Origin of the sequence: Streptomyces meridianus, from assembly GCF_023703325.1 — a bacterium.
Taxonomy (GTDB): domain Bacteria; phylum Actinomycetota; class Actinomycetes; order Streptomycetales; family Streptomycetaceae; genus Streptomyces; species Streptomyces meridianus.
The window spans coordinates 86,891-106,631 of sequence record NZ_JAMQGM010000019.1; the positions used below are offsets into that span (position 1 = coordinate 86,891).

At 70.5% G+C, this 19,741-nt stretch carries 21 protein-coding genes and 1 pseudogene; 11 read left to right on the forward strand and 11 right to left on the reverse strand.

Annotated elements, in window-relative coordinates; all coding sequences use genetic code 11:
• The first annotated feature begins 158 nt into the window (after window positions 1-158).
• A complete protein-coding gene (locus M1E25_RS09320) occupies window positions 159-1,988 on the forward strand; it encodes a DUF8508 domain-containing protein (protein ID WP_251412491.1) in 1,830 nt (609 codons plus the stop codon).
• Between the two features lie 80 nt (window positions 1,989-2,068).
• On the opposite strand, the pseudogene M1E25_RS09325 reads toward M1E25_RS09320, so the two are convergent.
• The 3 genes and pseudogenes from M1E25_RS09325 to M1E25_RS09335 all read right to left on the reverse strand — a co-directional run.
• Window positions 2,069-2,539 (reverse strand): annotated as a pseudogene (locus M1E25_RS09325) (DinB family protein); the annotation flags it as partial.
• Between the two features lie 44 nt (window positions 2,540-2,583).
• Window positions 2,584-2,964, reverse strand: a complete 381-nt coding sequence (locus tag M1E25_RS09330; protein ID WP_251412495.1) for a PIN domain-containing protein — start codon at window positions 2,962-2,964, stop codon at window positions 2,584-2,586.
• A complete protein-coding gene (locus tag M1E25_RS09335; protein WP_251412497.1) occupies window positions 2,961-3,218 on the reverse strand; it encodes a hypothetical protein in 258 nt (85 codons plus the stop codon). The genes M1E25_RS09330 and M1E25_RS09335 overlap by 4 nt, the downstream gene beginning before the upstream one ends.
• A gap of 408 nt (window positions 3,219-3,626) precedes the next feature.
• Between M1E25_RS09335 and rox the strand changes: the two genes are divergently transcribed.
• Both rox and M1E25_RS09345 read left to right on the forward strand, forming a co-directional pair.
• A complete protein-coding gene (rox, locus tag M1E25_RS09340) occupies window positions 3,627-5,096 on the forward strand; it encodes a rifampin monooxygenase (RefSeq protein WP_251412499.1) in 1,470 nt (489 codons plus the stop codon).
• 169 nt (window positions 5,097-5,265) lie between these two features.
• Entirely contained in the window at window positions 5,266-5,787 is a 522-nt protein-coding gene (locus M1E25_RS09345; RefSeq protein WP_251412501.1) for a hypothetical protein, read from the forward strand.
• Between the two features lie 87 nt (window positions 5,788-5,874).
• On the opposite strand, the gene M1E25_RS09350 is transcribed toward M1E25_RS09345, so the two are convergent.
• Together M1E25_RS09350 and M1E25_RS09355 are read right to left on the reverse strand one after the other, a co-directional pair.
• Complete coding sequence (locus M1E25_RS09350; protein WP_251412504.1) at window positions 5,875-6,090, reverse strand: DUF397 domain-containing protein; 216 nt, start codon at window positions 6,088-6,090, stop codon at window positions 5,875-5,877.
• The gene (locus M1E25_RS09355; protein ID WP_251412507.1) at window positions 6,087-6,914 is read right to left on the reverse strand and encodes a helix-turn-helix domain-containing protein; all 828 of its coding nucleotides are present in this window, start codon (window positions 6,912-6,914) and stop codon (window positions 6,087-6,089) included. Before M1E25_RS09355 ends, M1E25_RS09350 begins: the two co-directional genes overlap by 4 nt.
• 133 nt (window positions 6,915-7,047) lie before the next feature.
• On the opposite strand from M1E25_RS09355, the gene M1E25_RS09360 reads away from it, so the two are divergent.
• The 4 genes from M1E25_RS09360 to M1E25_RS09375 all read left to right on the forward strand — a co-directional run bounded on the left by M1E25_RS09360 (window position 7,048) and on the right by M1E25_RS09375 (window position 10,558).
• Window positions 7,048-7,284 carry a hypothetical protein gene (locus tag M1E25_RS09360; protein ID WP_251412509.1) on the forward strand — a complete coding sequence of 79 codons (237 nt, stop codon included), beginning with the start codon at window positions 7,048-7,050 and terminating at the stop codon, window positions 7,282-7,284.
• Window positions 7,285-7,346: 62 nt separating this feature from the next.
• Window positions 7,347-7,526, forward strand: a complete 180-nt coding sequence (locus M1E25_RS09365; protein WP_251412658.1) for a hypothetical protein — start codon at window positions 7,347-7,349, stop codon at window positions 7,524-7,526.
• A gap of 149 nt (window positions 7,527-7,675) precedes the next feature.
• Window positions 7,676-9,058 (forward strand): FAD-binding oxidoreductase, encoded by a 1,383-nt coding sequence (locus M1E25_RS09370; protein ID WP_251412518.1) that lies wholly within the window; start codon window positions 7,676-7,678, stop codon window positions 9,056-9,058.
• A gap of 42 nt (window positions 9,059-9,100) precedes the next feature.
• A complete protein-coding gene (locus tag M1E25_RS09375; protein ID WP_251412520.1) occupies window positions 9,101-10,558 on the forward strand; it encodes an MFS transporter in 1,458 nt (485 codons plus the stop codon).
• A 39-nt stretch (window positions 10,559-10,597) separates the two neighbouring features.
• Here the strand turns inward: M1E25_RS09375 and M1E25_RS09380 are convergent, their stop codons facing one another.
• From M1E25_RS09380 to M1E25_RS09395, 4 genes are read right to left on the reverse strand one after another with little or no spacing between them, the layout of a single operon-like run.
• Window positions 10,598-11,197 carry a GNAT family N-acetyltransferase gene (locus M1E25_RS09380; protein ID WP_251412522.1) on the reverse strand — a complete coding sequence of 200 codons (600 nt, stop codon included), beginning with the start codon at window positions 11,195-11,197 and terminating at the stop codon, window positions 10,598-10,600.
• Window positions 11,190-12,584 (reverse strand): hypothetical protein, encoded by a 1,395-nt coding sequence (locus tag M1E25_RS09385; protein ID WP_251412524.1) that lies wholly within the window; start codon window positions 12,582-12,584, stop codon window positions 11,190-11,192. Before M1E25_RS09385 ends, M1E25_RS09380 begins: the two co-directional genes overlap by 8 nt.
• Window positions 12,581-14,032 carry a DUF4145 domain-containing protein gene (locus M1E25_RS09390; protein ID WP_251412526.1) on the reverse strand — a complete coding sequence of 484 codons (1,452 nt, stop codon included), beginning with the start codon at window positions 14,030-14,032 and terminating at the stop codon, window positions 12,581-12,583. The genes M1E25_RS09385 and M1E25_RS09390 overlap by 4 nt, the downstream gene beginning before the upstream one ends.
• 5 nt (window positions 14,033-14,037) lie before the next feature.
• Window positions 14,038-14,796: a TSUP family transporter gene (locus M1E25_RS09395; protein ID WP_251412529.1), complete on the reverse strand. Its 759-nt coding sequence runs from the start codon at window positions 14,794-14,796 to the stop codon at window positions 14,038-14,040.
• 262 nt (window positions 14,797-15,058) lie between these two features.
• Here M1E25_RS09395 and M1E25_RS09400 point away from each other — a divergent pair, with 262 nt between their 5' ends.
• The 3 genes from M1E25_RS09400 (at window position 15,059) to M1E25_RS09410 (ending at window position 16,613) form a co-directional block, all read left to right on the forward strand.
• A complete protein-coding gene (locus tag M1E25_RS09400; RefSeq protein ID WP_285830565.1) occupies window positions 15,059-15,694 on the forward strand; it encodes a DUF4291 domain-containing protein in 636 nt (211 codons plus the stop codon).
• Window positions 15,695-15,821: 127 nt separating this feature from the next.
• Window positions 15,822-16,142 carry a putative quinol monooxygenase gene (locus tag M1E25_RS09405; RefSeq protein WP_251412535.1) on the forward strand — a complete coding sequence of 107 codons (321 nt, stop codon included), beginning with the start codon at window positions 15,822-15,824 and terminating at the stop codon, window positions 16,140-16,142.
• 93 nt (window positions 16,143-16,235) lie between these two features.
• A complete protein-coding gene (locus M1E25_RS09410; RefSeq protein ID WP_251412537.1) occupies window positions 16,236-16,613 on the forward strand; it encodes a YybH family protein in 378 nt (125 codons plus the stop codon).
• 41 nt (window positions 16,614-16,654) lie between these two features.
• On the opposite strand, the gene M1E25_RS09415 is transcribed toward M1E25_RS09410, so the two are convergent.
• A complete protein-coding gene (locus tag M1E25_RS09415; RefSeq protein WP_251412539.1) occupies window positions 16,655-18,265 on the reverse strand; it encodes an FAD-dependent oxidoreductase in 1,611 nt (536 codons plus the stop codon).
• Window positions 18,266-18,474: 209 nt separating this feature from the next.
• Here M1E25_RS09415 and M1E25_RS09420 point away from each other — a divergent pair, with 209 nt between their 5' ends.
• Window positions 18,475-18,891, forward strand: a complete 417-nt coding sequence (locus M1E25_RS09420; RefSeq protein ID WP_251412541.1) for a hypothetical protein — start codon at window positions 18,475-18,477, stop codon at window positions 18,889-18,891.
• An 11-nt stretch (window positions 18,892-18,902) separates the two neighbouring features.
• Here M1E25_RS09420 and M1E25_RS09425 read toward each other — a convergent pair whose 3' ends face one another.
• A complete protein-coding gene (locus tag M1E25_RS09425) occupies window positions 18,903-19,517 on the reverse strand; it encodes a DUF6281 family protein (RefSeq protein WP_251412543.1) in 615 nt (204 codons plus the stop codon).
• Window positions 19,518-19,741 lie beyond the last annotated feature (224 nt).

Below are 19,741 nucleotides of genomic sequence, written 5' to 3' on the forward strand. Positions count from 1 at the left end.
GGACGGTGCCCAAGCGTAGACGGATATGACCGCATGCCGCCGGTCCGCAGCCCCGACATACCCCGCACTTCGCCGGTCTCTTGACAACTACCGTACGCACACACGAGATTGACGCGCGTAGACGTCTTGCTCCGTTTCCCTTCACCTTCGGAGACCCCATGCCCGCACACTCCCACCGCAGACCGGCAGCCGTCGGGGCCGCCGCAGCAGCCGCGATCGCGGCCGGACTGCTCGCCGCGCCCGGAACGGCCGGCGCCGCGGAGCTCCGGATCCACGACATCCAGGGCGACACCCGGATATCGCCGCTGGCCGGTCATCAGGTGACCGAGATCCCCGGAACCGTCACGGCCCTCCGCGCCTTCGGCTCGGCCCGCGGTTTCTGGGTCCAGGACACGGCTCCGGACGGAGACCCGGCAACGAGCGAGGGCATCTTCGTCTTCAACGGGTCCAGGACACCGGACGTGAAGCCCGGCGACAGTGTCCTGGTCTCCGGCACGGTCTCCGAGTACTACCCGGGCGGTTCGGCCGCCGGAGGCCAGTCCGTCACCGAACTCACCAAGGCCACCTGGAGCGTCGTCTCCTCCGGCAACCCGCTGCCGGCTGCGTTCCCGCTCAAGCCCTCGACGATTCCCGGCCGTTACGCCCCCGAGACCGGCGGTGACCGCAACATCGAGCGGCTGGCGCTGCGCCCGGGCTCGTACGCGCTCGACCGCTACGAGTCGCTGGAGGGCATGCGGACCCGGCTGCAGGACGCGAACGTCGTCGGCGCGACCACGAAGTACAACGAGCTGTGGGTGACGGCCGAACCGCACGAGAACCGCACCTCCCGCGGCGGCACGCTCTACCGATCCTACGGGGACCAGAACGGCGGCCGGGTCAAGGTCGTCTCCCTCATCCCGTTCGCCGAGCGGCCCTTCCCCGAGGTCAACGTGGGCGACCGGCTGACCGGCGCCACCGCCGGGCCGCTCGACTACGACCGGTTCGGCGGCTACACCCTCCAGGCCACGGAACTCGGCGAGCACGAGCACAACGGGCTGGAGCGGGAGACCACCCGCCGTCAGTCCGCGGACGAACTCTCCATCGCCACCTACAACGTGGAGAACCTGTCGCCGAAGGACTCCGCCGCCAAGTTCGCCCGGCTCTCCGAGGCCGTCGTGACGCACCTGGCCTCGCCGGACATCATCGCCCTGGAGGAGGTCCAGGACGACAACGGCTCCACCAACGACGCCGTGGTCTCGGCGGACGCCACGCTGAAGAAGCTCACCGACGCGATCTCGGCCGCCGGCGGACCGTCGTACGCCTGGCGGCAGATCGATCCCGAGGACGACCGGGACGGCGGCCAGCCCGGCGGCAACATCCGCGTGGCCTTCCTCTACAACCCGGAGCGCGTGTCGTTCGAGGACGTCGCGGGCGGTGACGCGACGACGCCCGTGACCCCGGTGAAGCGGGACGGCGCGGTGACGCTGTCTGCCAACCCCGGCCGGATCGACCCGCAGAACCCGGCCTGGGAGGACAGCCGCAAGCCCCTCGCGGCCCGGTTCACCTTCCGCGGCGAGCCGGTGTACGTCGTCGCCAACCACTTCAACAGCAAGGGCGGGGATCAGGGCCTCGACAGCCGCTTCCAGCCGCCGACGCGCAGCTCCGAGACCCAGCGCATCGCCCAGGCGGCCATCGTCAACACCTGGATGAAGTCGCTCCTGGATCTCGATCCGAAGGCGCGCGTCGTCGTCGCGGGCGACCTCAACGACTACGCCTTCTCCCCCGCCCTGGACCGGCTCACCGACGGCGGTGTCCTCACCGACCTGGTGTCCCGGCTGCCGCGCGGCGAGCAGTACGGCTACGTCTACAACGGCAACTCGCAGGTGCTGGACCACATGCTCACCAGCCGCTCGCTGAGCCGCGCGGACTACGACGTCGTCCACATCAACGCGGAGTTCGCCGACCAGGCGAGCGACCACGACCCCCAGGTGCTGCGCATCCGCCCGTAGCACCGCTTCCCGCCCGCTGCCCGGCCGTCCCCCACCGGCCGGGCAGCAGCCTGTGGGGGGCCGTGCGCCGTTCGGGGCGGCTACTGTCCGACCCGTCCGTCGATCCGGTCGCGCAGGAAGTCGGCGTGGCCGTTGTGCCGGGCGTACTCCTCGATCATGTGCACCAGCACCTCACGGAGTTGGATCGGGTCCGCACCGTCGAGGCCCGTGACGTCGAGATCGGGTGCATCGCCCACGAACCGTTCCGCGAAGGCGACTTCGGCCCGCCGGGTCGCCCACGCATCGGCCACCACGTCGGGGTCGGGCAGAGCGCCGTCGAAGTCGCCGTCGGGGTCGTCGTCGGTGCGGTAGTGCCGCGAGATGTTCTCCCCCGCCATCACGCGCCGGAACCAGTTCTGTTCCACGCCCGCCATATGACGCACCAGGCCCAGCAGGGACAGGTTGGACGGCCCGACCGAGCGGCGGGCCGACTCGATGGCGTCGAGACCGGAGCACTTCATCTCCAGGGTCAGACGCTGATCTCGCAGATAGCCGACGCGGACGGCCCGTTCACCATCGGCCTCTGCTCATGCGGCCACGAGAAGCGTCCGAACGGTCAAGGGCTCAGGTCGAGGACGCGGACCGCCTTGCCCTTCCACTCCTGCGGGACGGCCGTCGCAACAACCGCTCCGTCGGGGCGCTCGGGAGTCGGCTGGGCTGCGTGTTCCGTGTGAGCCGGGGCCCAGGTGTCCTCCCGCGCCACCGCCAAGGCCGTGGGAAGGTCCATGTCGAGGACGATGACACCTGGCAGGGCAGCGACGTGCTCCGCTGTGCCGGGGCGAGCGCGGTCCGCCTCGACGAGAGCACAGGCCGGAGCGTAGAGGAACCAGCCGGGCTCCGCGTGGGCGCGGTGGATCAAGCGGGAGGCCAGGATGTTGCCCTGGCCGGCGGCGACCATGGCCGCACCGTCGAAGACGATGTGCAGGACATCGTTCACCGGTCAACCGCCTCGCGAAGTCGTCTGTCCAGCTCGGCGTCGAGGTTCGCAGCATCGGCGTCGGTCGGGTTGTAGCCGTTCCATTCGCGTAGGGACTTGCGGGCCCGCTCAGCGCGGGCGGCCCGCTCGGCTGGAGTCAGGAGCGTATCGGCAAGTCGAGCAAGATAAGCGCGCAAGGACATTCCCTCTGCGGCTGCTATGTCAGCGAGCCGGTCACGTGCCTCGGCGGGAATCCGGATATTGGCATCGGCCACGCGGGCCCCCTTCCAGTCACCGCACAGCATACGGGTACGCACCCGTACCCACGAAAGGTCTCCCCGTTCCGTCGCTGTCGGACCGCGAGGACACAGTCGCCGGCTTGTGCCTCGGGGTGAGGAGATCGGAGGCCCCAGCCGGCGGCGGGAGGGCGAGCCCAGGCCATCGGAACCTTGCCGTCACGCAGGGGGAACCGCATCGGGTGGCCCCGCGGCCTCGGCACAGCTCTTCGCCCCGTTGCTGTGCGACTACCCGCGTCGATCGAGGGGCGGCAAAACGAAAGGCAAGGAGAACTGCCGCTCCTTGCCACTCTCAACGTATAGCGCATGGGGGGCCTTGCGGCAAGACCCCCGTTGTGCTGCACAATCACCGGCTGTACCAGGAATCTGCGCACATGGGGGGACCCGATGATCGACGTGATCGTGGCCGGCGGCGGACCGACCGGCATGATGCTGGCCGCCGAGTTGCGGCTGCACGGCGTGCATGTGCTCGTGCTGGAGAAGGAGACGGAGCCCGCGCCGTATGTCCGCTCCCTCGGCCTGCACGTGCGCAGCATCGAGGTGATGGACCAGCGTGGTCTGCTGGAGCGGTTCCTCGCGCAGGGTCGGCAGCACCCCCTCGGCGGTTTCTTCGCCGCCATCCCCAAGCCCTCGCCCGACCGGCTGGACACCGCGCATCCCTATGTCCTCGGGATCCCGCAGACCATCACCGATCGCCTGCTGGCCGAGCGCGCCACCGAGCTCGGCGCCGAGGTCCGGCGCGGCTGCGAGCTGGTCGGGCTGAGCCAGGACGACCAGGGGGTGACCGTCGAGCTGGCCAATGGGGGCACCCCCGCCCACGAGGGCGTAGCCGGCGGGAGAGGGACGCAGGTGCGCGCGCGCTGGCTCGTCGGCTGCGACGGCGGACGCAGCACCGTGCGCAAGCTGCTCGGCATCGGCTTCCCCGGCGAGCCCGCCAGGGTCGAGACGCTGCTGGGCGAGATGGAGGTGGCCGCGGATCCGGAGACGGTGGCCTCCGTGGTGGCGGAAGTCCGCAAGACCCAGGTGCGGTTCGGCCTCGGACCTTTCGACGAGAACGGGGTGTACCGCGTGGTCGTACCCGCGGAGGGGGTGGCCGGGGACCGCACGGTCCCGCCGACCCTCGAGGATTTCAAGCGACAGCTGCGGGCGCTGGCCGGCACCGACTTCGGCGTGCACTCACCGCGCTGGCTGTCCCGCTTCGGCGACGCCACCCGGCTGGCCGAACGCTACCGCGTCGGCCGGGTGCTGCTGGCCGGAGACGCGGCGCACATCCACCCGCCGACCGGCGGGCAGGGCCTCAACCTCGGCGTCCAGGACGCGTTCAACCTCGGCTGGAAACTGGCCGCCGAGGTGAACGGCTGGGCACCGGAGGGGCTGCTGGACAGCTACCAGACCGAACGGCACCCGGTGGCGGCCGACGTCCTGAACAACACCCGTGCCCAGATGGAGCTGATGTCCACCGAGCCGGGCCCCCAGGCGGTGCGCCGGCTGATGTCGGAACTGATGGACTTCGAGGAGGTGAACCGGTACCTGATCGAGAAGATCACCGCGATGGCCGTCCGCTACGACTTCGGCGAGGGGCATGAACTGCTGGGCCGGCGGATGCGCGACATCGGGCTGAAGCAGGGCCGCCTCTACGCGTTGATGCACTCCGGCCGCGGGCTGTTGCTGGACGGGACCGGGCGGCTCTCGGTGGAGGGCTGGGCGGACCGCGTCGACCACGTCGTGGACATGAGCGAGGAACTGGACGTGCCCGCGGTGCTGCTGCGGCCGGACGGGCACGTGGCGTGGGTCGGTGACGACCAGGAGGATCTGCTCGACCGGCTGCCCGTGTGGTTCGGCACTGCCGACCACTGAACTGCGCGGACCGGCCGCCGGTAGGGGTACGTCCCGGGCTTCGGCTCCGTGAGCTGCTCGGAGTGGTGAGCTCTCACGGAGTCGACGGCCGGGACGAAGGACACCAAGGCTTTGCCCATCCGAGAGCATGAGGGCGATTGTCACTCAACACACGCTGCGCGAGGTGTCCTTGAGCAGGTTGCTGGACGTATTCGAGACCCTGATTTCTCCGAGTTATCGCATCTTCGGTCTGGTTGATGCGAGTGTCGATACGTATGCACCGCATGCAGATCGCACGAACTGGCTCCTTACCGCCCCTGGCATGGTCTATCTGCAGGTGCCACCCCAAGTGATCCGGGTATTGGTGCGGTTGGAGAGTTGGTCGACCGCCCCTCCGGAAAGCGATGCCCAGTGGTCTGGTGCGGAGGATGTGGAGGTGGAGATCCCCGGCGGCGATCTCGCGCTGGAAACCATCGACGGGGGGCAGAAAGGGATCCCCTTGATCCTGCCCGCCGTCGGCTTGCATCGGATGCGATGGCAGTGGACGTTCAATCGCGCCGGCGGGCCTTTCACCTCTCCGCTGGCGGGACACCGAGATCCCTTGCCCATGCCACCGGGGCACGACGAAGAACTGAATGGCGCAGATCAATTCTGCCTGGTCCAGATCTGGCGCACAGGCGCCAGTGAAGCTGGATCGGCTTCTCGGTCCTGAAGGGATCGAGCCTGCCATGCAGTTCCTTCGCCACCGGTTCGATCGGGCCGGGAGCGCCTCCGGTTGCAACAGGCGGCCGCCAGCGGCTCAGAACACTGTCAGCGCACCACGTCGGACAGCGGTGACGAAGGACGCCCAGCTGTCGGCGGGGAAGGCGAGCGCCGGGCCGTCGGGGTCCTTGCTGTCACGGACCGGCACAACGCCCGGAAAGCCGTCCGCGACCTCGATGCAGTTGCCGCCTTCACCGTTGCTGTACGACGACTTGCGCCAGAAGGCGGTTCGCAGCTCATGTGCTGTGATCACGTCACGTAGTCCTTCGCCACCGATTCGATGAGGGTCAGGGAGGCCTCTGGAGCCAGCGCGGCAGCCCTGGCGAGATCGTATGATGCCCTGTAGCGCTCCACCACCGCCGACTCGTCGATGAGTTGACCGATGTGAGCGCCTTCGACATAGGCGACAGGCGGAGCATCCTCGAAGGTCATGAGCGAAACCATGCCCGTCATGAAGGTGTGCGCCCCCGCCGAATAGGGATGCACTTGGACCAGGAAGCGCCGGGACCGAATCCCCTCGGCGAGGGCGAGCAGCTGCTCGTGCATCACCTTGGGACCGCCCACCGGCACCCGCAGTGCCGCCTCGTGAATGATCTCCCACAACTTGGGCGCTGTTGGGAGAGTGAGAAGTTGGGCTCGCTGCATACGGGTCCGGACATGCCCCTCCACGTCCTCGTCGGCCGCCAGGGGCAGCGTGGCACGGGTCAGCGCACGTGCGTACGCCTCGGTCTGCAGAAAACCCGGCACCAGCATGGGCGCGTACTCGCTGATGGTCCGGGCCAGTTTCTCCAGCTCGGCGGCGTCCGCGAAGTACTCGGCGTGCTGGGACTGGCGGGCCAGCTCGCACAGTCGCCGGAAGTGCTCACCACAGCCCAGGACTTCGTCGAACAGCCGGGACACGTCCGGCTGCGGCCGTCTGGTCGCCGATTCGAACTGGCCGACGTACGTGCCCGAGCAGAACACCCGCTCCCCGAGCTGCTCCTGCGACAGCCCGGCGGCCTCGCGCAACCGGCGCAGCTCAGCGCCGTAGAAGGCCTTGGGCGAGGTGTACGGGTCCACGTGTTTGGGCTGAGTCATGTCCGGCTCCCCCGACAGCGTGCTTGCTGGGTCGACTCCCCTACCCAACGTAGCCGCACGGGGTCAGGCTGTGTGTGAGTTCGTGACGAACCGTCACAACTGACCACGCCGCGCCCCGAAAGGCCCCGCCTCCATGCCGTTGCCGCCATCCGAAGACGCCGTCACCGAAGCCATCAGCTCCGCGACCGAAGCCGTCATCGAGCTGCGAGAGGCCCTGACCGCCGCACGCGTCACCCTGCCGTCCCTGTCGATCGACCTGGTGTCGTGCACGAGCCTCCTCGAACCCCGTCCGCTCGTCGACCTGGGCCGCTGCAACCTCGACACCACCCGCGCACTCGCCACGGCACTCCGCAAGGGGGCGCCCCGGTGAACGCTGCGCCCGGGCCGGGGCCCGTCCCCGAGCCCACGGTCGGCGCCGTCGTCGTGGACGAGATGCAGGGGCGGATCGGTCAACTCATGGACTGTGAGGGCGGGTTGCTTCAGCTGCGCCCGCTTCGCGGCGGCCGGGAATGGGACGCCGACCCGGCCCGCGTCCGCCTGGCGACCCCCGCCGAGCGACTCCGTGCAGGCGTAGCCGCTGCAAACGCCGCGAGCCGAGGCGCGCTGAAGTGACCCTGTGCAGCCGTCTGCTGACCCCAGCAGGAAAAACTGACCGATGCCCTACACACCCGTAGGCACGCGCCGTCATGGCAGCTAGCGTCGCTGTTCGCAGGTGGGAGCACGGGAACAGAGGACCCGGAAAACGAACGGAAGGAGCGGTCTTGCCGGCGCAACAGCTTTCGGCGGCGCTGCCCGAGGGGCGGGTGGTGACCGATCCGGCCGCCGTGCAGGGCTACGTACACGACGAGGCGGAGTGGGCGCCGTACGAGCCGCCACTGGCCGTGGTCCGGCCCCGTAGCACCGCGGAGGTGCAGGCCGTCGTCCGGTTCTGTCTGGAGCACCGGGTGCCCCTGGTGCCCCGCGGAGCCGGGACCGGCCTGTCGGGCGGCGCGAACGCCACCGCGGGCTGCGTCGTCCTCGCACTGGACGGCATGCGGGAGATCGTGGAGATCGACCCGGCCGAGCGGCTGGCGGTCGTCCGGCCCGGAGTCGTCAACGACGATCTGCGCGCGGCCTGTGCCGAGCACGGCCTCTGGTACCCGCCGGATCCGGCGAGCGCGCCGTGGTCGACGATCGGCGGCAACGTGGCCACCAACGCGGGTGGCGTGTGCTGCGTGAAGTACGGCGTGACCGGCGACTACGTCCTCGGCCTGGAGGTGGTCAACGGGCTCGGCGACGTCGTGCGGCTGGGCCGGCGGACGGCGAAGGGCGTCGCCGGGTACGACCTGTGCTCGCTGATGGTCGGCTCCGAGGGGACGCTGGGCGTCATCACCGAGATCACCCTGCGGCTGCGCCCGCAGCGCCCGCCCGAGCGGACCGTCGCGGGCTACTTCGACAGCGTTGTCGACGCGGGGCGGGCGGTGAGCCTGGTCGCCGCGGCCGGGATCGTTCCCTCCGCCCTGGAACTGGTGGACCGGCACTGCCTGGAGGCGGTGGACGCATGGAAGCGGATGGGGCTGTCCGTCGAGGCGAACGCCGTCCTGCTGGGCCGGACCGACGCCCCCGGGGCGGCGGGCGACGACGAGGCCGCGCGGATGCTGGAGTGCTTCGAACAGGGCGGCGCGACGTGGGCGGCGCAGTCGTCGGACCAGCAGGAGGCCGACGCGCTGTTCGCCGCCCGCCGCCTGGCCTATCCGGCGCTCGAACGGCTCGGCCCGGTGCTGACCGAGGACGTCTGCGTGCCGGCGGCGAAGGTGCCCGAGATGCTCCTGCGGATCGAACGGGCCGGCGCCGCGCACGACACCCTGATCGCGAACATCGCGCACGCCGGCGACGGCAACCTTCACCCGCTGCTCATCACTGCGCCCGGGGACGCCGAAGCCCGCATCCGGGCGCAGGCGGCATTCGAAATGATCATTGCCGACGCCCTCGACCTCGGCGGCACCGTGACCGGCGAGCACGGCATCGGACTGCTGAAGCGGGCCGGGCTCGGACGTGAGCTCAGCGCCCCCGTCGTCGAGATGCACCACGCCGTCAAGAACGCCCTCGACCCGCACGGGATTCTCAACCCCGGCAAGGCGATACCCGACCGGTCACCAGGCTGACCCGGTCCGCACACCACCCACCGACCTCGACGGAGGAGGAACATGTCAGCCATCGCGTCCGGCCGGCCGGCCGGAGACGAGGAACTGGGGCGACGCGTCGTCGCCAAGGTCGCCCGTCGCCTGATCCCGTTCATGATGCTGCTGTACTTCGTGAACTACCTCGACCGGACCAACATCGGGTTCGCCGAGCTGCGGATGAGCGACGACCTCGGCCTCACCGCCACCGCATACGGGCTGGCGTCGGGGCTGTTCTTCATCGGCTACCTGTTCTTCGAGGTGCCCAGCAATCTCGCGCTGCACAAGTTCGGGGCGCGCCGCTGGATCGCGCGGATCATGCTCACCTGGGGGATCGTCGCCGCCGGCATGGCGTTCGTGCCGAACGCCGGGGCCCTGTACGCGATGCGGGTGCTGCTCGGCATCGCCGAGGCGGGCTTCTTCCCGGGGATGATCCTCTTCCTCACGTACTGGTTCCCGCGCCGGGAACGGGCCCGCTTCACTGCCCTGTTCCTGGCGGCGATCCCGCTGTCGTCGGCGTTCGGCGCACCGCTCTCCGCCTCGATCATGGAGTACGGCGACGGCCTGTTCGGGCTGGACGGCTGGCGGGTGATGTTCCTGATGGAGGGAGTTCCCGCGGTGCTGCTCGCCTTCGTCACCTGGTTCTACCTCACCGACCGACCGGAGAAGGCCGGTTGGCTGACGGACGAGGAGCGCGGCTGGCTGACCCGGGAGATGGAGCGGGAGAAGGCGGACACGGAGAAGCGCTTCCACTGGCCGCTGCGCAAGTCGCTGACCAACCCGCGGATCCTGGCGTTGTCGTTCGTGTACTTCGGCGTGGTCTACGGCCTGTACGCGCTCAGCTTCTTCCTGCCGCAGATCGTGGCCGGGTTCTCGGAGACGTTCGACACCAAGTTCTCGCTGACCGAGACCGGCCTGATCGTCGCGGTGCCGTACCTGGTGGGCACGGTGGCGATGGCCCTGTGGGGACGCCACTCGGACCGTACGGGCGAGCGCGTCTGGCACGTGGCGCTGCCGACAGGGCTGGCTGCGCTGTCCATCCCGGTGGCCCTCTACCTCGACTCGCCGTTCGCGGTGATGGTCGCGGTCACGCTCACGGCGATCGGCATCTGCGGGGCACTGCCGGTGTTCTGGTCACTGCCGAGCGCGTTCCTGGTCGGCGCGAGCGCGGCCGGCGGCATCGCGCTGATCAACTCGCTGGGCAACCTCGCGGGCTTCGGCGCACCGTTCCTCACCGGCTGGCTCACCGACATCACCGGCAGCCAGAAGGCCGGGCTGTGGCTGGTCGGCATCGTGATGATGGCGGCGGCCCTGGTCGTGGTGGCGCTGGGCATCAGCCCGAAGCCGGACGCGGCCGAGGACGGTGACGGCGGCGGTGACGCTGCGGGCAGCACGGCCGGAGCGGCGGACGTCAGCGCTGCGGCGGCTGCCGGTACGGACAGTCCCGGTGCGAGCCCGGCCGGTGAGCCGTCCGCGGAGCGCTGACCCCTCGGGCGGAACCGTGGCGCCCCGTCCGGCAGGCCCTCAACGGGCCCTGCCGGATGGGGCGTTCACGTCGGCAGCGGCGTTCCTGATGTGGAGATGCCCCTCGAGGGGATACGGCGGATGGGGCGGGAGCACGTCGGCGAGCGGATAGCCGGCCTTCTCGGCGACGCGGCAGGAGGCCGGGTTGTCCACCTGGTGGATCAGCGCCACGTGGGCGAGCCCATCGGCGGCGAAGGTCTCGAAGGCCCAGGCGGTGAGCGCGGCCACGGCGCGCGGAGCCGTCCCCCGGCCCCGGGCGGAAGCGGCCGTCCAGTAGCCGACCTCGGCGCCCGTCCCGTCGAAACCCGGCCGCTTGAGCACCACGTTGCCGACCGGCCGGGCGTCGGCCCCACCGTCCGCCCCTTTTTCGAGTACGGCGAAGGCGAGACGTTCCCCGGTCGCCCAGCCGTGCCGCTGCTCCTCCAGCCACCGCCGGCCGTCCGCGTCGCTCTCCCACCGCAGCCGCGTCCACCGGCGCAGCGCCGGGTCGCGGACCGCCCCGGCCAGCCACCCCAGGTCCCCCTCCTCCCACGGCCGCAGCAGCAGCGCGGGCGCGGAGCCCGCGGCATCCACGTGCAGGTGCTGTACCGGGTCACTCATCGTCGTTCCCGCTGCCGGTCCGTGGCGCGCCGAGGGGCCGGGGCCGGCTGCCGCCGCGCAGGGACGACAGCACCAGCCGTCCGTAGCGGGTGGTGAGTGCCGCAGCGGTGGCGGCCACGGACAGCCCGAGCGCGACGAGCAGGTGCGCCGGGGACTCGTCCCCGAGGACCTGGAGGATGCTCAGGGCCGTGCCGAGCGGCAGACCGAGGATCGTCAGCACGCCGAGCGCACCGCTGATCTGCTGGCTCTCCTGGGTCTGCACCAGCCGGCTGTAGTCGGCGGCCTCGGCGAGGATCTCGCCGAAGCGCACCGGCAGCCGGTGCTGCGACTGAAAGGCGAGCAGCAGTTCGTTCGCGGGCCCGTGAGCGGTCAGGTGCTGGCGCCAGTAGGTGCTGCGGAACAGTGCAATGTTCCGCTCCAGCCCGGCGACCCGGGCTGCCAGCCGGGAGCCGTCGAAGACACCGGAGAGCTCCTCGGTGAGTTCGTCGATGTGGTCGCGCTGGAGGGACCCGAGCAGCAGGGCGTCCAGGTAGACGGTGCGGGCGTGCAGCGCCCCGAAATCGAAGAAGTCGCCCTCGCCGGTGTCCGCGCGGTGGCCGAGGAACGCGGCACCGTGCCGCAGTACCAGGGCACTCCAGTCGGCGGAGATGCGCACGGTCCGGCCGAGCTGCTCCGCGGCAGTCTCCGGGGCCAGGGGGTAGTCCGCCGGTGTGGAGCGGGAGGCGAGTTGCCACAGCCACCGGTCGGCGCTCGTGGGCAGCTCCGCATCGGGGGCGGGCCGCAGCGCGGGGGTGTGCCCCACGTCCGGGGTCAGGAAGGCGATGGTGTACGGGCGGCCGAGGGCGAACGGGTCGCTGCCGGTGCGGACTTCCGCGACATCTCCGAGCAGCAGCTCGGGGGCGAACGGCCCGGTGAGCGGGTCCGGGCCCGCTGCCGGCCGGTGGCCGACAGCACGCAGCAGGGGCAGCAGTGGCCGCGTCGCGGTGAAGTGCAGTACGGCGAGGGCGTGCCGGGGGTTGCGGGAGGTGGCCGTGCGCAGCAGCTCCAGGCCGTGGAGGCGCAGCCCGTCGTGGTCGACGGTGACCGCCCGGTGCCAGCGGCAGGGACGGCCGGGCATCCCGTAGAGCACGCGGGCCGATGCCGGGGCGAAGTAGGTGGCCCGGGTGGCGGCATCGGTCCGCCTGCTGCCGAGTTCGAAGGGAAAGGGTCCCTCGTCCCAGTCGGGGGCCTGCCGGAGACGCACCGGCAGCACGACGGTGACGGCCTGCCGAACGCCGGTGACGTCGTCCAGGTCGGCAGAGCGCCCGGGGGCTGCGGTGACGGGCGCGGGGCCTGCCGCAGCGGGGTCGAGCCCGTCGCCCGCGCCGGGCAGCTGCACCTCGGTCATCGCTGCCCCTGCACACCGTGACCGCAGTGCGGGCAGGCCTTCCACGAGGCCTGGACGGGCTCGCCGCAGGCCCCGCAGTCCCGCCGCCGCACCTGCGCACAGTGCGGACACGCGACCCAGCTGTCGTCCTCGATCGCCCTCCCGCACCGGGCGCAACGGGGCAGTTGCTGTGCGGTCTCCTGCTGGAGCCATTCGAGGATCTCGACGGTGAGCCGGTAGGCGGTCTCGGCGTACTGGACGGCTTCGCGGCCACGGTGGGCGGAGTCGTTGCGCAGGTTGCGCAGCCAGTGCGCGGCGGCGGCCGCCCGAGTGGGCATGACGCCGAAGCGGCTGAGCTCGTCGATGGCGCCGCTGATGGCCCGGGGCGGTGTCCGGTCGAAGCAGCGCTCGTAGAAGTCGGCGAGCTCCTGCTCCACGATCTTGCCGGCTTTCATCACGGCCAGTTCGGGCTCGGGGGAGATGAGGGTGCGGATGCTGCGCAGGGCCTTGCGGTAGTCCTCGTCGAGCGCGGCGATCCGTTCCACGATGCGGCTCTCGCTGTCGGTGTCGTCGAGGCCATTGGCCCGGAACAGCCGTGCGTGCCGGCCGAGGAGGATCGGGGCGCACATGATCGAGTCGGAGTAGCCGAGGCGCAGTGTGCGGGCCCGGTCGGGGTCCTCGCTCTCGGCCTCGTCACCGAGGTGCGCGACGGCGTCGGCGAGATCCGGCAGGTTGCCGGAGATCAGTCCGGCGGACACCAGGAAGTCGCGCGACGCCCGGAGGGATGCGGTGATCTCGTCCCGCCGTCCGGTCGGCGAACTCTCGGCGGAGTCGGCCCATTCGATGCCGTCGCGCAGGATCACCTCGCACTCGGACTGGGAGAGGCTGTCTCCGAAGACGCCCTGGAGGAAGTGGAGTTCGCTGCGGGAGACGCCGTCGTTGAGTTTGTGCGTCGCCTGGTCGTGGGTGCGCAGCAGGGCGCGCAGTGCGGGTGCCCGTTCCCGTAAGGCCTCGCTGCTCGCGCAGACCAGGTTGAGCTGGTTGCCGGACTCCCGGCCGGTGAGGACGCGTTCGCCGCCGAGGCGGACGGCCAGGGTGGTGTAGGGCTCCCAGCAGGCTATTCCGTCGATGAATCCGGCCTTGAACGCCATGACCTGGTCGTTCGGGGGGAGATCGACGAAGACGGGTTCGCGGTCGGTCCGTGTTGCCCAGACGTGGGCGATCTCGTGGCCGGTGCTGCCGGAGACTGTGCCGATCCGCGGCCGGGTCGGGGGTTGTCCGCGGGTGACGACGGCGTGCCCGGTGCCGAGCCGCTGGGCGATTCCGATGGCGCGGACCGGAAGGCCGTAGGCGTAACCGAGGAGGAACGGCGTCGACCCGAAGTAGGCGGCGTCCAGCGTGCCGGTGAAGAACTTGAGCATCGACTGCAGGCCGGACGTGGCGAAGGTGAAGTCGACCGAGCTGGTCACGGTGTTCAACCCCTGCTTTCCCAGATGGCGTTGTAGGCGGCGAGCAGGACGGACAGGGCGACGACAGCGCTGTTGACCGCGGCCAGGGTCCGGGCCGAGGTCCTGCGGGACATCCGGCTTCCGAGAAGGATCCCGATCAGCTGCATGGGCAGGCAGACGAGCGTCAGGAGCATGGCCGGCCCGATGTCGTCCTCGACGACGAGGAAGGTCAGCACCCGGACCACGGCGGAGACCAGCAGGACGCGGGTCACCACGATGCGCAGGTCGTGCGGGGTGAGGACGCGCTGGAGGTAGATGACCAGCGGCGGACCGTTGATGCCCGTGATGCCCCCGATGATTCCGGCCGTGAGGCCGACCGCACCGCCCTTGGATCCGAGCTTCCGTGACTCCTCGACCGGGCCGCGGAGTTGGGCCATGACGACCGAGGCCAGGCCGATGAGTACCGCAAGCACCAGCACCGCGGCGGCCACGACGCTCGGCACGAAGCTCAGGACCACCACCCCGGCCACGGTTCCCACGGCCATGGCGGCGCCGACGAGGAAACCCTCACGTCCCTTGCGGATCTGCGGATCGGTGGCGGTCATGGCCGCCCCCGAGGTCGCGTCCAGGGCTCCGGACGCGGCGACTGCGAGCGGCTGGTCGAACAGCACGGACGCGACGGGGACGAAAAGCAGCGCCGGTCCGAATCCGGTGAGGCCCTTGAGTCCGTAGGCGAAGAGCGCCACGACGAGGATGACGGTCAGGTGTTCCGCGCTGAAGGTCATGTGGTCCGCTCGTCCCGGGAGGCCGGGCGGGTGCCACGGAGCCGTGACCGGGCGGCCCTCGGTGCTCTCAACGCGACCTCCCCCTCCGGTGGTTGTGCCGGGGGACGATGTCCGCCCACGTGGTCCCGGTCTGTCGGGCGAGGTGCGCCCGTGCCGGGTCCGTCGACGATGCCGTGTCCCCCGGAGGTGATCGTATGACGTGCCGGGGTCCTCCACCAGCGGTCCTCCGGTCACGCGCCGGACGCCCGCGGTGCCGTCGCGAATGCAGTGGCCCACCGGGCCCGTTGGGCTTCATGCTGCTGCCGTGGAACAACCGAAATATCAGGTCCGTGCGCGGCACACCGCCACGACGCTCACCGTCTACCAGGCATACCCGCCGGGGATCGGCCGCCCGGCGGCGCGCGACAACCGCTTCCCCGCAGCCTGGAAGCGCGACCGCATGACGTGGATCAAGCCGTCGTTCCTGTGGATGATGTACCGCTGCGGCTGGGGGACGAAGGAGGGCCAGGAGACCGTCCTCGCCGTGGAGATCTCCCGGGACGGCTTCGCGTGGGCGCTGCGGAACGCCTGCCTGTCGCACTACGAGCCCGGGCTGCACGCCGACCGTGCCGCCTGGCGGCAGCAACTCAGGCACTCCCCCGCCCGGGTGCAGTGGGACCCCGAGCGCGACCCGCAGCTGCGCCCGCTGCCCCATCGCTCGCTCCAGCTCGGTCTGAGCGGCGAGGCCGCGGCCCGCTACGCCGACGAGTGGCTGGTCGCCGTCACCGATGTGACGCCGCTCGCCCGGGAGATCCACGCGCTGGTGCGTTCCGGGGACGCGGCGGCCGCGGACCGGCTGCTGCCCGTCGAACCTCCGTATCCGGCGGGCGACGGGCTACTGGACCACCTGATGCCCTGAGCCGCACGGGGGCCGGCCCGAGGGGAGGGAGCTGTGCCACGGAAAGCCGGCCGACCGCCCGCGAGGCTCATGCTTCGCCCACGAGCGGGCAGGCAGACTGGGACAGAACGACCGACGAAGGAGACCGATGATCTTCATCACCGCCAAGTTCCGTGTCCGGCCCGAGCACGCCAATCAGTGGCCGGAGATCGCTGCGGACTTCACGACGGCGACCCGCAACGAGCCCGGGTGCCTGTGGTTCGACTGGTCGCGGAGCATCGAGAACCCGGCGGAGTACGTTCTGGTCGAGGCCTTCCGTGACGAGGACGCGGGCGCAGCCCACGTGCAGTCGGACCATTTCAAGGCCGCCCAGCAGACGCTCCCGCAGTACCTGGACGAAACGCCACGTGTCGTCAACACGACCGTACCCGGTGAGGACTGGTCGGAGCTGGGCGAGATGAGCGTCTGAGCGTACGGGCCCCGGCCGCGCCTCGAGTGGCGCGGTCGGGTTGACCTGACAGGCTCAGCCATCTGCTCTGTCGCGAACGGGGAGAAGAACCAGTTGATACCGGAACCCACTGCCGCGCTCACCGAGTTCGTCCGTGCCTATGAGACGGCCACCAACAGCCACGACACCACCCAGCTTCTCCCGCTGATCTCTCCCGAAGCCGTCTACTGGTTCTCCGACGGATCCCACCATGGCCGGGAAGCCGTCCTCTCCGCCATCGCTGAGACCTTCAGCACTATTCGTGACGAGGTCTACCGGATCAACGACCTGGAGTGGATCCTCCACAGCGATGACCACGCGGTCTGCCGCTACCGATTCACCTGGACCGGAACGATCGACGGCCGGCCTCGATCCGGAAGCGGACGCGGCACCAACGTCCTCGTCAACAACGCCGGAACCTGGCAGATGCTTCACGAACACCTCAGCGCATGACCAGAACTGGACCCTTGCAGTTTCGCTGAGCCTGATCCCCCTCAGTACCCCCGCACCTCCGGCCAGGCGAGTTCGACGCCCTGCCGGACCAGCTCGGCCCGGAAGTCCGCCAACCGGGCCTTTTCACCGTGAACCTGCTGCGGTTCGAGGCGATGTTCCAGGCAGTGCGCGGCCAGCGCGCCCGCGGCCTCGCCGATGTTCCACTCCACGGGGTGCAGCCGGTAGCAGCCGTTGGTGATGTGCGTGGTGCCGATGTTCTTCGCGGCGGGCAGCAGGTTCCGCATCCGCACCGGCAGCAGCGCGCCGAGCGGAATGCGGAACGGCAGGCTGGGGATATCGATGTAGTTGTCCCCACCGGTCGACGGGTGCAGGTCGATCCGGTAGCTGCCGACGCCGACGGAGTCCTCGAACGGGGTGGCGCCCCGGTCGCCCCGCACGGCCAGCGACACGTCGTTCTCCGTGACGGTGGTGACCGCCTCGATGCGGCGGGACTCCCTGATGTACGCGGCCTTGGCCAGCCCGTCACGCGTACCGGTGACGTCCGGGCGCAGGCGCACACCCGGGAAGCCGGTGCCGCCGTCCGGGCGGGGGGCCTCGGTCTGCAGCCAGTACAGCACGCTGAGCGACAACTGCCGCGCCTGCTCCAGGTGACGGGCGGCGCTCGCCTCGTCCACCTCGATCACGTTGCCCAGCCAGTAGTCGTTCAGCGGCCAGTTGACCAGCGTGACGTCCGAACCGAACGCCCCCGGACGGTGGTTGTCGCGGCTGAGGATGCGCCGGAACAGCCAGAGGTCGGCGTCCCCCTTCTCCTTGCCCTCGGCTACGCGGGCGGCCGTCGCGGTGTCCGGGTGGGGCACGAAGCGGCGTCCCATCGGCTCGAGCGTGGGCGGGTCGGGGGCCGTGAGGCCGAGCAGCGGACCGGGCCAGAACTCCGGACGGAAGTCACGCCAGAACGCGTAGTCGCGCGGCCGGTCGATGACGTGGTTCTCCCCGTCCCGGTGGTCGACTGCGAAGCACACCGTGATGCTCTGCATGTTGGCCGGGTCGGCGACGTCCGGTGCGTGCGGTTCGCCGTGCCGGTCGCGGCTCTCGGCGCCCGTCACGTACTCGGCGCCGGCCAGCGGCAGGAGGTCCCCGGTCTCGGTGGCGTCCAGGACGTAGTCGGCGGCGACCGTGATCTCGTCGCCGGAAGCGGCGTCCCGCAAGGTGACGGCGCGGACGGTGTCGCCGTCGGTGTGCGCGGCGGCGGGTTCGTGTCCGAGCAGGACGGTCAGCCGGCCGGACGCCCGGTGCGGGGCGAGCATCGACTCGATGACGGCGAGCGCGACCCGGGGCTCGTGGCAGAGCTTGCTCACCCGGCCGTCACCGGGGTTGAGGTTGCGGGCACCGCGGGCGGCCTCGGTCAGCGGGTAGTGGCTGCGGTAGTAGTCGCGGATGCCGTCGCGCAACTGCCGGTAGGAGGCAGTGCAGCCGAACTGCTCGATCCAGGGGTGCTCGTCGGGCGGCACGGCCTGGCTGGTGAGCTGGCCGCCGAGCCAGTCGGTCGGCTCGCTGAGCACGACGCTGCGACCCCGGCGGCAGACGGCGAGTGCGGCGGCGACGCCACCCAGTCCACCGCCGACGACGAGCACGTCCGTACGCCTCTCGGGCACGGTTCTCCTTCCGGTCCGGTGCCCGGTGCAGGTGCACAGGTGTCTCGGTGCCCGGGCCTCCGGTCGGGGGTATCAATCGCGCCGACTCCCCCACAAGGGCATGTCCACCCCCTGGACTGCAGTGGCCTTCCGGGTGCGGAAAAACACCGTGCGGCGCGTACCGCCGGCCCGTTACCGTGCCGCCATGATGCGACGACACCGAAAGGTCCGTGCCGCGTAGGCGGCCGCACGCTCTGCGGAGCGCCCTTCACGCCCGACGCCCCTCCCGGCCGCGGCATCCGGCCATCGACCGGCTGTCCGGCTCGTGCCACGCCGCCATCGCCCGGCTCGAACGCGAGTCGCTGTGGCCAGGAGCCGTCTTCGAGGCCTTCCACCGGTGGAAGGCGTTCGCCCACGGCCCGCAACGGAACCTGACGGACATCCCCGTCGCCGGCTGCAGCATCCCCGAGTGCTGCGGTGCGCCGGATGCGGACCGGGACGTCCTCGAAGCGGCTCTGCACCGACTGCCCAGGAAGCCGGCGCTCGAACTACGCGTGCTGGTAAGCGTATTGGACGAAACCGTCCTCGCCAGGGCCGTGGTGATCCCTGGGCACCCATCCGACCAGCGCTGGTGGCGAAACTGGTGACCGTGCGCGGATCAGCGGGCGAGCGCGATCTCGTCCACCTCGAACCGCTCCCCCTCGCAGTGGGCGACCACCGTGACCGGATGGTCCTCACCGAGCGCCTGATGCACGAAGTCCCGGGACGGGACCGGGGAGGTGTCGCTGGTGACGCGCGCCTGGATCTCCACAGTGGTCCAGCGGACGAGCGGCAGCCCGGTTCCCTCACGCGCCCTGAACCTGGCGTTGTACGGCGGGTGCAGTACGTCGTTGCCGTCCTCCTCGGCGTCCGCACCGAGCCAGGTCCCGGTGAACCGCGCGGTACCGGCGCACGGCACCTTCTCGTTCGCCTCCCGCAGCGAATCGGGCAGCCTGTCGCGTCGGCCCGTGACCCACACGTAGCCGTTGACCATGAGTGCATCGGCGACGGGAATCCCGTCGACGCGCGACACACGGACACGGTCCGCCACGGTCTTGCCGTCGCACTCCGGGATGATCCCGGTCCCGAGCGCACCGTCCGTCCGTGGCATCCGCACGAGGCGCACACCGTGGTAGGTACGACCCTCGAAGCGCAACCGGGCGGCGCAGTCCTTGCTCTCCGGGTACAACGGGCCCCCCGTGCCGCTGACGGTGCAGCCGGTCGCAAGAAGCACGGCACTGACGACCGGCAGGAGCGGTCGCACCAGAGCGTGCAGTCCGCCATGTCTGCATCGCGATGTCATGAGAAAGTTCTGCCCCACGAGAGGCACATGTGGCGATACATCACCGAATCGCAATCTCATCGGCATGGTTCCGAGTTGTCTCCCCGGAGGCCGGAACGGACGCCGCCCGGGCCCGTCGGCGCTCTCGGCGCCGGGAGGGTGACTCCCGGAACGGA